The 13,444-nt window shown below is 46.1% G+C and carries 12 protein-coding genes; 9 read left to right on the top strand and 3 right to left on the bottom strand.

All coding sequences use genetic code 11. From position 1 onward, the window contains the following. The first annotated feature begins 11 nt into the window (after window positions 1-11). Window positions 12-1,391, top strand: coding sequence for an aspartate aminotransferase family protein (locus ACZ5ZC_RS02375; RefSeq protein ID WP_464931726.1), 1,380 nt, complete (start codon window positions 12-14; stop codon window positions 1,389-1,391). Window positions 1,392-1,480: 89 nt separating this feature from the next. Next, complete coding sequence (phnX, locus tag ACZ5ZC_RS02380; protein ID WP_047007994.1) at window positions 1,481-2,296, top strand: phosphonoacetaldehyde hydrolase; 816 nt, start codon at window positions 1,481-1,483, stop codon at window positions 2,294-2,296. 76 nt (window positions 2,297-2,372) lie between these two features. Here the strand turns inward: phnX and ACZ5ZC_RS02385 are convergent, their stop codons facing one another. Further along, window positions 2,373-3,401, bottom strand: coding sequence for a LacI family DNA-binding transcriptional regulator (locus ACZ5ZC_RS02385; protein WP_464931727.1), 1,029 nt, complete (start codon window positions 3,399-3,401; stop codon window positions 2,373-2,375). Between the two features lie 249 nt (window positions 3,402-3,650). Between ACZ5ZC_RS02385 and ACZ5ZC_RS02390 the strand changes: the two genes are divergently transcribed. The 3 genes from ACZ5ZC_RS02390 to ACZ5ZC_RS02400 all read left to right on the top strand — a co-directional run bounded on the left by ACZ5ZC_RS02390 (window position 3,651) and on the right by ACZ5ZC_RS02400 (window position 5,715). After that, a complete protein-coding gene (locus tag ACZ5ZC_RS02390) occupies window positions 3,651-4,094 on the top strand; it encodes a PTS sugar transporter subunit IIA (RefSeq protein WP_005463973.1) in 444 nt (147 codons plus the stop codon). A gap of 67 nt (window positions 4,095-4,161) precedes the next feature. Beyond that, complete coding sequence (locus ACZ5ZC_RS02395; protein WP_005463968.1) at window positions 4,162-4,449, top strand: PTS sugar transporter subunit IIB; 288 nt, start codon at window positions 4,162-4,164, stop codon at window positions 4,447-4,449. A gap of 9 nt (window positions 4,450-4,458) precedes the next feature. After that, on the top strand, window positions 4,459-5,715 hold the full coding sequence (locus tag ACZ5ZC_RS02400) for a PTS ascorbate transporter subunit IIC (RefSeq protein ID WP_395207757.1): 1,257 nt from the start codon (window positions 4,459-4,461) through the stop codon (window positions 5,713-5,715). Between the two features lie 122 nt (window positions 5,716-5,837). Here ACZ5ZC_RS02400 and ACZ5ZC_RS02405 read toward each other — a convergent pair whose 3' ends face one another. Beyond that, window positions 5,838-6,185, bottom strand: coding sequence for a hypothetical protein (locus ACZ5ZC_RS02405; RefSeq protein ID WP_005395359.1), 348 nt, complete (start codon window positions 6,183-6,185; stop codon window positions 5,838-5,840). Window positions 6,186-6,194: 9 nt separating this feature from the next. Beyond that, window positions 6,195-8,228: a S8 family serine peptidase gene (locus ACZ5ZC_RS02410; RefSeq protein WP_046873865.1), complete on the bottom strand. Its 2,034-nt coding sequence runs from the start codon at window positions 8,226-8,228 to the stop codon at window positions 6,195-6,197. 466 nt (window positions 8,229-8,694) lie between these two features. On the opposite strand from ACZ5ZC_RS02410, the gene ACZ5ZC_RS02415 reads away from it, so the two are divergent. The 4 genes from ACZ5ZC_RS02415 (at window position 8,695) to ACZ5ZC_RS02430 (ending at window position 13,439) form a co-directional block, all read left to right on the top strand. Continuing rightward, on the top strand, window positions 8,695-9,951 hold the full coding sequence (locus ACZ5ZC_RS02415; RefSeq protein WP_005395362.1) for a type 2 secretion system lipase: 1,257 nt from the start codon (window positions 8,695-8,697) through the stop codon (window positions 9,949-9,951). Window positions 9,952-10,667: 716 nt separating this feature from the next. After that, window positions 10,668-12,011, top strand: a complete 1,344-nt coding sequence (locus tag ACZ5ZC_RS02420; protein ID WP_374095312.1) for an OmpP1/FadL family transporter — start codon at window positions 10,668-10,670, stop codon at window positions 12,009-12,011. Between the two features lie 78 nt (window positions 12,012-12,089). Continuing rightward, complete coding sequence (locus ACZ5ZC_RS02425) at window positions 12,090-12,809, top strand: carbonic anhydrase (RefSeq protein WP_020841751.1); 720 nt, start codon at window positions 12,090-12,092, stop codon at window positions 12,807-12,809. 78 nt (window positions 12,810-12,887) lie between these two features. Beyond that, complete coding sequence (locus ACZ5ZC_RS02430; protein ID WP_248379348.1) at window positions 12,888-13,439, top strand: YtfJ family protein; 552 nt, start codon at window positions 12,888-12,890, stop codon at window positions 13,437-13,439. Window positions 13,440-13,444: the final 5 nt, after the last annotated feature.

Raw genomic sequence — 13,444 nt, forward strand, 5'->3', positions numbered from 1 at the left:
GAGAGAGCGTTATGACTCAGAATATCAAACCGACCCATTTCCGCAGCGAAGGCGATGTCAACACGACACCAGCGCGCCAAGATTGGAATGCATCGATGTACGACGAACGCACGCAAGCATTACTAAAGCGTGATTCGGAGGTCTTTCTTCATCAAGCCATGTCGACGCCGTGCTTAGATACCTTGGAAGCAGTAGAAGGCATCTACATCCAAGATGCTACCGGCAAAAAGTACATGGACTTCCATGGCAATAACGTCCATCAGTTGGGCTACGGTCATCCGCATGTGATTAAACGTGTGCAAGAGCAAATTGCCAAACTGCCATTTTCACCACGTCGTTTTACCAACGAGACCGCGATTGAATGTGCCGAAAAGATTACCCAAATCTGTGGCGGCGAATTGAACCGCGTGTTGTTTGCTCCGGGTGGCACATCTGCGGTTGGCATGGCACTTAAACTAGCGCGCCACATCACGGGCAACTACAAGGTGGTGTCTCTGTGGGATTCCTTCCACGGCGCATCATTGGATGCCATCTCAGTAGGTGGCGAAGCGTGTTTCCGCCAAGGTATGGGACCACTAATGGCAGGTGTTGAGCGCATTCCACCAGCCGTATCTTACCGAGGTGCTTTCCCTGTCGCAGACGGCAGCGACGTGCACTACGCCGACTACCTTGAATACGTGATTGAGAAAGAAGGCGGCGTGGGCGCATTTATCGCAGAAGCGGTTCGTAATACCGACGTACAAGTACCGAGTAAAGCCTACTGGAAACGTATCCGTGAAATCTGTGACAAACACAATGTCATGCTGATCATCGACGACATCCCTAACGGTATGGGTCGTAGCGGTGAATGGTTTACCTACCAAGCTTACGACATCGAGCCAGATATGCTCTGCATCGGTAAAGGTTTGGGTGGTGGCTTAGTGCCTATCGCAGCCATGGTAACCAAAGACAAATACAACACCGCCGAGCAAATCTCCATGGGTCACTACACTCATGAGAAAAGCCCTATCGGTTGTGCTGCGGCACTGGCAACCATGGAAGCCATTGAGCAAGACGGCTTGCTAGATAAAGCCAAAGCCGACAGCCAGTTCATGCGTGAAAAGCTGCTAGAGATGAAAGCCAAGTACCCTGTGATTGGTGATGTTCGTGGCATTGGCATGTTGTGGGGTATTGAGTTGGTCACCGACCACGAAAGCAAAGCACGCGCGTATGACGAAGCGGAAGCTGTGTTGTACCAATGCCTCAACAATGGTGTGAGCTTCAAGGTATCGCAAGGCAATGTGATTCAACTCAGCCCACCGCTGATCATCACCCGCGAACAACTAACAGAAGCGTTGGCGATCTTCGAAGAAGCCATCGCCAAAGTGTGTAAAGACTTTAACTACTTTTAGGGTCAATAGACCTCAACAAAACCAATTTATTCAGAGCGCGGTTCCAACGAGTGGGCAAGCGCTCTGGCAAGCAAGAAAAAGGATTGAACATGAGCAACTCACCAATTCAAGCAGTGATCTTTGACTGGGCTGGCACTATCGTCGATTTCGGCTCTTTCGCGCCAACCAGCATCTTTGTGGAAGCGTTCAAGCAAGGCTTTGATTTCGATATCGACCTTGAAGAGGCGCGTGAACCAATGGGGCTTGGTAAGTGGGACCACATCCAAGCTGTGGGTCGCATTCCTGCGGTTGATAAGCGTTGGAACGAGAAGTTTGGGCGCTCAATGACCAGCGAAGACATCGACGCTATCTATGCGGCATTTATGCCTCTGCAAAAAGCAAAAGTGGCTGACCACGCAGAACCAATCCTCAACGCAGTTGAAGTGGTAAACGGTCTGAAAGACAAAGGCATCAAGATCGGTTCTTGTTCGGGTTACCCTCGCGAAGTAATGGATGTACTGATTCCGGTTGCGGCGGATTACGGCTACCAACCAGATTACGTTGTCGCGACAGACGATCTGCCACAAGGTGGTCGCCCTGCGCCGTTTATGGCACTGAAAAACGTGATTGAGCTTGGTGTAACCGACGTTAAAGCATGCGTCAAAGTGGACGACTCAGCACCAGGCATCTTTGAAGGTCACAATGCGGGCATGTGGACGGTAGGTCTGCTGCTTTCTGGTAACGAAGCGGGTCTGACATTTGAAGAATACCAAGCTGCAGACGAAGCAACCTTAGAGAAAGCTCGTGAAAAAGCACGCGCGAAGTTTATCAAGAGTGCACCTCACTACTTAATCGACACCATCTCCGATCTGCCAGAGGTGATCGTAGATATCGAACAACGCCTAGCCGCGGGCGAACGTCCGTAGTTTTCGCTCGCGAATTCAGAATGTAAAAAGCCTCTCCATATTGAGAGGCTTTTTACATTTATGGAAAGAGGAAGTGTCAGTTAATCGCAGTACTTGCTCGACGCTTTAGCTTAAAGCCCATACTGGTTGGCCGTTCTTCTGGCTCACCTTTGATGGCATGCAACAGTTTTTCTGCCGCCTTGGTGCCCATGCGCTCGTAATCAAATTCTGCCGATGTCAAACTTGGGTAAGCGTGCTCCCCCATAGAAGAGCCTTCAAGGCAAATAATGGCAATGTCGGTCGGGACTTTGAGCACGCGGCGATGGCACTCAAAGAGCGCGCCAATTGCTATCTCCTCATGGCTACACACCAAAGCATTCAAGCTCGAATCGCGCAGCAATAACTTCGCCAATCCTTCCGCACCCAATTGTGAAGATGGCGCTTCATGAGTCGTCAGAAAATGATCTGGAGTGAGATAGTTTTCAATCATCGCACTTTGCCAACCGTGTAACTGGCGTTGCAACGTCGAGTGATTCCCGCGCGCCCCAATAAAACCAACGTTCTTAAAACCTTGTTCAATCAGGTGTCTGGTACAGGCCTTACCCACTTCGAAGTGATCCACGCCAATGTTGAGATAACTGGCCTTTGAGCTCAGTTCGGCAATCTCTAACACTGGCGTATTTGACGCCTCTAACAGTTGATGCGTTCGCTGACTATGCTCACTTCCAAACAGTACGACGCCCGCAGGACGGCTCTCTAAAAAGGTCGAAAGCAACTTTTCTTCTTGCTCAATCGAGTAGTCGCTGTAACCCAGTAATAATTGATAACCCGCTTTGTTTAACGCCTGTTGGAACCTTGGTAAGAAATGCGCGCATGCTTTTTCAAACAGTGACGGAATGATTAGAGCGATGGAGTAACTTTCAGCAGACGCCAAAGCCCCTGCCGCTTTATTCGGGATATAGCCGAGCTCATCAACCACTTGTTGAATCTTTTCTCTCAGCTTGTCAGATACTAGCTCGGGCGTTCGTAATGCTCTCGACACCGTCATGGTGCCTACGCCGGCTTTTTTAGCGACGTCCGCCAAGGTGACATTGCCAGTACTTCTTCGTTTGCGAGGTTCGCTCATTGTTCTTATTTAGTGTTCTCTATTTTCTGCCGCGACATCTTATCACAGCGCTTTAATGGTTTTGATATTAGCGCATTAGAACTCGAACACCAGCACATGAAACTTCGATGCCTGATAAAAATGATAGCGCTATCACAATTAATGGTAGCGCTATCAGATAGCGCTACCATTTGTGATCACTCTCAGGTTTTTCTGGCGAATTGATCGATAAAGTACGCAGCAACAAAACAACAAATCGGAAACATTCCAATGCTACGTGAACTGATTACCTCTGATGTCATTCGCATCCATTCTGACGCAACCGACTGGAAAGATGCGATCAGCAAATCTTGTGAAGCTTTGATTGAAAATGGCGCGATAGAACCAAGTTACGTTGAGGCAATTTACCGCTCGCACGAAGAGCTTGGTCCTTACTACGTGGTAGGGCCGGGCATGGCGATGCCACACGCTCGCCCTGAAGATGGCGTTAACCGCTTGTCATTGGCGATCACGGTGATCCAAAACGGCGTCAACTTTAACTCTGAAGAAAATGACCCAGTAAAAATGCTGGTCACGCTAGCGGCAACGGACAGTAATAGCCACGTTGATGCGATTTCGAAACTGGCGGAATTGTTTATGAATGAAGAGCATGTAGAGGCCATCTGCAACGCTCAAAGCAAAGAAGATGTTCTTGCGATCATCGACAAATACTAAGTTTTACTCCTGACATACCCCATTCACAAATGGGTATACCCCCTATAAAAAAGAAAAGGTCTGAATTATGAAAATTATGGTTGTTTGCGGTCACGGTCTTGGTACTAGCCTAATGATGGAAATGAGCATCAAAAGCATCGTAAAAGAATTGAACGTCGATGCCGCTGTAGATCACATCGATCTTGGCTCAGCAAAAGGCACAAGTTGCGACATTTTCATCGGCACAAAAGACATTGCAGAACAGTTGGAAGCACTTGGCGTTGAACAACGTATCGTAGCGCTTGATAACATGGTCGACAAAGTCGCAATGAAAGAGCGTTTATCTGTGGCACTTCAAGAGCTTGGCGCTCTATAAGGTGGCGTTATGGAATTCTTCAGTTTCTTAATGAACGATGTCCTATCAGAGCCAGCAGTTCTGGTCGGTCTCATCGCCCTAATCGGCTTAATTGCCCAGAAAAAACCGGTCACCGAGTGCATTAAAGGCACGGTAAAAACCATTCTTGGTTTCATCGTGCTTGGCGCAGGTGCAGGCTTAGTTGTGAGCTCGCTAGGCGACTTCGCGACCATTTTCCAACACGCTTTCGGCATTACAGGCGTGGTTCCAAACAACGAAGCTATCGTCTCTATCGCGCAAGAAGCGTTTGGTAAAGAGATGGCGATGATCATGTTCTTCGGTATGTTAGTGAACATCTTGATCGCTCGCTTCACGCCATGGAAATTCATCTTCCTAACCGGTCACCACACACTATTTATGTCGATGATGGTAGCAGCGATTCTGGCATCTAGCGGCATGAAAGGTGTTCCACTGATCGCGCTTGGCTCTATGGTTGTGGGTTCTGTAATGGTGTTCTTCCCTGCGATCGCTCACAAGTACATGAAGCAAGTTACAGGTTCTGACGACGTTGCGATTGGTCACTTCTCAACGCTTTCTTACGTCCTAGCTGGTTTCATTGGCAGCAAGTTTGGTAACAAAGAGCACTCAACAGAAGAGATGAATGTCCCTAAGAGCTTGTTGTTCTTACGCGATACGCCAGTGGCTATCTCGTTCACAATGGGCATCATCTTTGTGGTGACGTGTTTATTCGCTGGCGGTGATTTTGTCCGTGAAGTCAGTGGCGGTAAACATTGGTCTATGTTTGCGCTAATGCAATCCATCACATTTGCAGGTGGTGTGTACGTTATCCTGCAAGGTGTACGTATGGTTATCGCAGAAATCGTTCCTGCATTTAAAGGCATCTCAGACAAACTGGTTCCAAACGCAAAACCTGCACTGGATTGTCCGGTTGTGTTCCCATACGCACCAAATGCGGTATTGGTGGGCTTCCTATCGAGCTTTGCAGCGGGTCTTGTGGGCATGTTCCTGCTGTACGTGATGGGGCTTACTGTGATTATCCCTGGTGTAGTTCCACACTTCTTTGTGGGTGCGGCTGCGGGTGTATTTGGTAACGCAACAGGTGGTCGTCGCGGCGCAATTCTAGGTGCGTTTGCACAAGGTCTACTGATTACTTTCCTACCTGTCTTCCTAATGCCAGTACTGGGTGATCTTGGCTTTGCAAACACAACATTCAGTGATGCTGACTTCGGCATTGTAGGTATCCTACTTGGCCTGATTGTGCGCTAATCTTTTATTCTTATGAATGCAGAATTAGGCTCGTCGGCATTCATCTCTCAAAGGCTCTAGCAGGAAAAGCACTCAAACAAAACGCCCCTCACGTGAGGGGCGTTTTTCATATTGAGGCTATCTTATTGAGACAACAACTTTCTCGTTGGTTCTTGCTCGGTGTATTCAACGGATTCGTTACCAGATAGCTTATCGACGTCCGCTTGTTCGCCGCTCACCACCAGTACCTGTTGCTTCACCAACGCATCAACCACTTTAAGGTTATGTTGACGAAGAAGCGCTCTCACTTCGCTCTCTTTCCCTTTGTGATACTTAACAAAGTAACGCGTAGGTTGTTGCTCTGCTTGTTCAGAACGTTCATCCACGAGCGGAAATCCTTGATTGTTCGCCAAGCTGGCCGAGCTTAGTCCGATTGCCAATAGTGCGGTAGCACTCACCGCAGACAAAGAAAGTAAGGTCAACTTCTTCATAGCCACTCCTTATTGAAAAGTCAGAGTCCAACTGTTGATTGTGCCTGTGTCTCTTCTGGCACTGTCTACCGCTTTTAGTTCCCAAGAACCTTGTGATTCAAAACCAGAGAAATCCGCTTGGAAAGTGGCTTTGATATCGTTAGCGCTGCCGCCAGTATTATCGTGAAGCACGACTTCTCCACCAGTCGGTGAAGTTAGCGTCACTCGTAGGTCACCGATGTAAGTGTGGCTAATATCAACGTCAATACTTACTGTACCTGAATCACCAGAGCGATCGACATCTACTGCGCTGATTGCGCCAGAAGATTTGTTGTCAGGAATCGCAACAGGGCTGGTGTTTGAGAAGCTAGAGTCCGAAGAGCTACCGCCACCGTCAGGACCGTTACAGCCCGCATCCAAGAACAGTTTCGCCGCTTCCGCATTCACTAGGCCGTGACCTGTGCGGTTGTCTCGTCCAGCGACATCAATGTCTGTTGCCGTTTGAACTAGGGCATTACGTACTTGCGCTGCTGTACACGTTGGGTGGTAACTCCACACCAAGCCTGCTACGCCAGTTACATGAGGTGTTGCCATCGATGTACCATTGTAGTACTCGTAATCTTCACCAGAGGTGGTTGAAACCGTAATTTCTTGACCAACATACCCCAACAGCTCTTGACCAAATGCACGATCAACCGTTACCGAAACCATACGATAAGCGTTGTTTGTGTCTACCAAGAATGGGTTTTGTAAACCAGGTAGTTCAGAGTTGCTGTATACGATTGCAGCTCGCGCACCCGCATTGTAACAAGCCTGAACTGCATCCACTTCTGGGTAGTTACCTGAAGACTGGTTGCCAATACGCTCAGTCAAACAAATTTTGCCCGACATATCACCACAGTTAAAGTTACCGCCAGATACATCACAGCTATCTAGCATTGCTGTTACTGAACCAGCGATTGGATCCGGAACATACGAAGAACCGTTATTGATCAAACGATTGTGAGGGACAATGCCGCGATCAAATTGGCTTACGCCATTCAAGGTAATATCAGAAAGTTTACCTTCGCCTACCGTAACCGTTGATAAGATCGCCACACCTGGGCCAGAGATCTCAACTTGATCAGTGGATTGCGAGAACGCCGCATGATCATTTTGGTTATCGACAGCAGCAACAGACATAACTGAATCGTAAGAAGCTGGGTAGCTGTGTGCGGTGTTACCGTCATTACCAGCTGCGGCGATTAGCAGAACGCCTTGATCGTAAATGTTTTGCAGTGCATTTTGCTCAGTTCGGCTTGATTGACTACCACCAAGACTCATGTTCACAACGTTGGCACCATTATCTGCACACGTTTGGATCGCTTTAACAAGTCCAGATGAGTAGCCCCAACCTGATTCGTTAAATACTTTCACGATGTGCAAATTCACATTCTGGTTTGGCATCACACCCTTCACACCTTCGGTGTTGGCAATCGCTGCGATAGTACCTGCAACGTGAGTACCGTGGGCGTTATTGTTACCCGGATCGCTCCATGATCCTGTACCACTATCGTTGGTACCTGCAACACGGTTACCGCTTAGGTCGTTGTGCGAGATGTCGTACCCTGAATCGATAATACATACAGTGCGATTACCAGCATTGAAGTCGTCTAACTGTTGAGCATTAACCGCTTCATAACCCCACGGGGTAGTTTCGCTGAGCAAATAGCGAGGCGGATCGACTTCGACATATTCCACATCACTGCGATTACGAAGTGGTTCTAAGTCATCACCATCCAACTCAACGCTGTAAATGGCGCGATTACCTAGTTTTTCCACCTTACGTGCCTTCACCTGTTGTAAAACAGACTCCTGCGCGATTCGTGGTCCCCAAAATGAGTTACCACCCATTGAAGATCGGCTGACGGCATCTTCTTTGAATTTGACGATGTACTTCGTCGGTAACTTAGATTCATCAAATCCCATTGGTGGAGCCGCAAACGCTGACATAGAAGTGGTCAGTGCTATCGCTACGGCAGACAACGAAAATAAGCCTTGTTTTTTACTTGTTGTGTAGTGCATTTGCCCTATTCCTTATTTGAGCTAATTTTTATTCACTATATTCTCATGAAAAGTCATCACCATGATGTTCGCATGAGAGCTTCAGCTATAGTTTATAGGCCAAAAATGCCAAACAATTTGTTTCATTAATATACAACTTTGTACAAAAGATCATTCAATAAACATTTTTAGTTAACATCAAAAAGCATGAACAAAACCTTATAAAGCAATCACTTAATTAACAAAAAGTGCATGTTAAATTAATGTTAGTGAGTAATTATTCTAAATAATACACATTTAATCGATTGCTATGCTGAATGGATTTTTTGACTGTGGTGCCAAAACTGAAATATTGAATATTTAGTTGTTGACTGTCTTGAGTATTTACTCAGAATTAGAAGGTTTAGTGAGAAAAATTCTCATCTAAATACTGTTATAGCCGAGCGTATTCACGTATTCGGAACCATAACCATTACAAGAAGAGTGAATGATGAAAAAAACAATCACACTATTAACTGCATTACTTCCGCTTGCCTCTGCCGTTGCAGAGGAGCCAACATTATCACCAGAAATGGTTTCTGCGTCTGAAGTGGTCAGCACGCAAGAAAATCAAACCTATACTTACGTTCGCTGCTGGTATCGTACGAGCCACTCTAAGGATGATGCGGCTACCGACTGGAAATGGGCGAAAAACCAAGATGGTAGTGACTTCACTATCGACGGTTATTGGTGGAGCTCTGTTTCATTTAAAAACATGTTCTACACCAACACTTCACAAAACGTGATTCGCCAGCGCTGTGAAGAAACACTAGATCTGGCGAACGAGAACGCAGACATTACGTTTTTTGCTGCTGACAATCGCTATTCTTATAACCACACGATCTGGAGCAATGATGCTGCAATGCAACCAGATCAAATCAACAAAGTAGTGGCTTTGGGCGACAGCTTATCTGATACAGGCAACATCTTTAACGCTTCCCAATGGCGCTTCCCTAACCCAAACAGCTGGTTCTTAGGTCACTTCTCGAACGGTTTTGTTTGGACGGAATACGTTGCTAAAGCCAAAAACTTACCGCTTTATAACTGGGCAGTTGGCGGCGCAGCAGGTGAGAACCAATACATTGCGCTAACAGGTGTCGGCGAACAAGTTTCTTCTTACTTGACCTACACAAAACTGGCGAAAAACTACAACCCAGCGAACACATTGTTTACGTTGGAGTTTGGTTTAAATGATTTCATGAACTACAACCGTAGCGTGCCGGAAGTAAAAGCGGATTACGCTGAAGCTCTGATTCGTCTAACAGACGCGGGCGCGAAGAACTTCATGTTGATGACTCTGCCAGACGCAACCAAAGCACCACAGTTCAAATACTCAACGCAGGAAGAAATTGAAACGATTCGCGCGAAAGTATTGAAAATGAACGAGTTCATCAAAGCACAAGCGATGTACTATAAAGCTCAAGGTTACAACATTTCATTGTTTGATACGCACGCGCTGTTTGAGACGTTAACCTCGGCACCAGAAGAACACGGGTTCGTGAATGCAAGTGATCCTTGTCTGGACATCAACCGCTCATCTTCTGTGGATTACATGTACACCCATTCATTACGCTCTGAGTGTGCGGCATCTGGCGCAGATAAGTTTGTGTTCTGGGATGTGACTCACCCAACCACAGCCACGCATCGTTATGTTGCTGAAAAAATGTTGGAAAGCAGCAATAACTTAGAAGAGTTTCGCTTTTAATAAGACTTTCTTATAGGTTAAATTCTTAATCATCATAAATACGTTGATGATTAAAAATGGCCACGATATTTCGTGGCCATTTTGTTTTCATATACATGAGTCTAATTTATATTTAAATATAGATGAACAATAATTGAAATACAAAATTTCAAGTTATAAGTATTATAAACAAAACTTTTAAATATCAGCAAACCAGTAAAATCTAAACTTATTCAACATGCAATCCATTTAAATTTCATCATGGTCATTTTTTATTATTGAATTTAAAGAAGGGTTAAGTGACAAGTTAAATAAAAAATACCCACATAACACAGGTAAGACCGAGAGGAGTGTGTCATGTGGGTTTAAACGATAGTTCTCTTGCTGATTCGAACTACCAACGTTGGGATGCAATGGAAATACAAATGACTCAGAGTTTCCATCACGGACACTTTATCGCTGGATTTCCCTCTATTTGTTAGGGAACAGTCAGCACAATAAAAATAGAGAAGTAATACCGCAAAAATAAAAATAGAGGCTCTGAGTTTAATTTACACGTAAAATAACCACCACATTCACGACATGAACCATTAATAAATTCACCAATAAATATTTATTAAGTTAAATTTATTTATTGTCAACATACTGTTAGTTTTACCCCTAAATATACTGGTCAGATTTGTTTATTTTACTGATTTTCGTTGCAATACAACTTCTAATTAATTCATGAGAAAAACATGCAGCGACAATTAACTCTTTCACCGATTTATTTATTAATCGGGTTAGCCTCCTCGACGGCGTATGCCGGTGGTTTTCAAATTAACGAACATTCGGCGACGGGTCTTGGTCGTGCTTTTGCTGGTGATGCCGTCATTGGTGATAATGCTTCTGTAGTCAGCCGCAACGCCGCAGCGATGACGCTGTTTAAACAAAGTGCCTTATCGTTCGGTGTCACTTACGTCAAACCTGACGTTACCGTAAAAAATGCGCAATATCATCGAGCTAATATTAATGCAGATGTCAATGTTGGTATGGGCGGTTTTCCTCCGTCCCCTCAAGTTGACATTACCCCGTCCTTCTCTCAAACCGTGACCGACATTGATGACGTCGATGGCGTTGGTCAACCAGCCGTTGTACCCAATTTTTACTTTATTCACCCTATCAACGACGACTGGTATCTAGGCTTATCGGCATACTCCAACTTCGGAACCGACATGGAGTTTAAACCAAACTATGGCGCACCTGTTTTTGGCGGTGTCACCAGCGTAGCGAGTGTCAACCTTGGTGCAAGCTTGGCATACAAGGTGAACGACCGTTTTAGTATCGGTGGTGGTATTGATGTGATTTACGGCTCTGGTGAGCTGTACCGCGACATGGACGTGGGTGTTTGCGTTGGTGGGAACATCCTTGGAAACGAACTAGAACAACGTTGTGGATCCGTAAAAGGCAACGCACTTGATGTGGAAGCTGGCGGCATTGGGCTTGGCGCGAACATTGGCATAATGTACGAGTTTAACGAACGTCATCGCTTAGGTTTGAGCTACAAACACAGCCCTAACATTAATGCCAAGGGTGACATCCACTTTGCTGGCGAATCGTACGACTCGCTTGCTATGCCGCTACCGGATATTGCGGAGTTTTCCGGTTATCACCGCGTCTTACCTAAATTTGCCCTGCACTATTCTGTGCAGTGGATTGGTTGGTCAGCATTTGACAGCTTGAAAGCTGATGATCAGTTGCTAAAAGATTTTCAGTGGCAAGACTCCGCGCACTACTCCATCGGTGCGACTTGGTACGCCAATGAACGTTGGACACTTCGCACGGGTTACATGTTCGACAAAACACCTGTCGATGAGCTGACTTCGCTTTCTATTCCAGATTCGAACCGTCACTGGTTATCTGCGGGTGCCTCTTACCAATGGTCATCAGATACCACGGTTGACATCGGCATGACGTACTTGATTGGTGAAGATGTCAACGTAGAAGAGTACGCGTATGAAGGTGTTCCTGCACCGATGGTAACGGGCGTGACCCATTCAAATGCGTTCCTAATTGGTGCCCAACTCAGCCACCGTTTCTAATTTGTCAGGCAGTGATCAAACCTCTAGGTCATTGCCTTGTAACAACGCTTATCAAAGCGACCGAACAGAGACATTATTATGAACAAAACACTACTTGCTTTTTCACTCTCACTTCTCACTCTAAGCGCGGCTCAGGCTTCGGAATGGGGCTATGGCAATGACAAACACGGGCCAGAACACTGGGGAGAAATAGCCAAAGACTGCGCAACCACGAAAAACCAAAGCCCAATCAACATCGACAACCCAGCCGATGCAAAACTGGAAGCACTGAACCTTTCGTACACAGGTCAGGTCATTGGTTTAACCAACAATGGTCATACGCTGCAAGCGCAAGTGAACGGACGTAACAGCTTCACCATCGATGGCGAGACGTTCGAGCTGCAACAGTTCCATTTCCACACACCTTCAGAAAACCAAATCAAAGGCCGCCAATATCCACTTGAAGCGCACTTTGTACACGCCAACGCAGACGGCGAGTTGGCGGTAATTTCGGTGATGTTTGATGCTGGAGATCAAAACGCAGCACTGTCTAAACTGATCAACGCAATCCCACAAGAGAATCAAACCACGTTCTTTAAAGATACGTTTGAGATTAACGACTTACTGCCAAAAACTGCAAACTACTATCGATTTAACGGCTCTTTAACCACACCGCCATGTTCAGAAGGTGTGCGCTGGTTTGTGCTTAAAGACACTCAAACCTTATCCAAAGATCAAGCCGCGAAACTGATGGAAGTCATGGGACAAAACAATCGTCCGCTGCAACCGTTAAATGCGCGCGTTGTACTTTCTAACTAATCGCCAAATCCGATAAGGGGCATCGTATTTGCTCCTTATTTGATTCGCTCTAACCTCACTTCGTTCCAGGAACCCCCAATGAAAACTCCATCTGTTCTGTCACTCTTACTCGCACTCGCCCCGACACTCGCCTTCTCTCATAACCTTTCTGTTGGTCAAACCACCCCTTCCGTCAGCATTGATACCTATGGCGAAATGACGCTGCGAGGAGACGATGTGGCTTATCAACCTTGGGCAACTCAGCAGATGTTAGGCAAAGTCCGTGTGATACAAGCCATTGCAGGTCGTAGTAAAGCTAAAGAGATGAACGCGCCGCTGATGTCAGCAATCACTGCCGCTCACTTTCCTGAAGATCAGTATCAGACCACAACCGTGATCAACCAAGAAGACGCCATTTGGGGGACCGGTACATTTGTAAAATCGTCGGCAGAGGACAGCAAAAAGACATTCTCTTGGTCTTCCATGGTGTTAGACAAAAATGGCGTATTAGCAACAACTTGGGATCTACAGCAAGAAAGTTCTGCGATTATCGTACAAAATAAACAAGGCGAAATTTTATTCGTGAAAGAAGCGGCTTTAACTCAAGACGAAGTCACACACGTCATCGAACTGATTAAACAGAATATCTAAACCTA

Source organism: Vibrio sp. JCM 18905 (assembly GCF_055393305.1).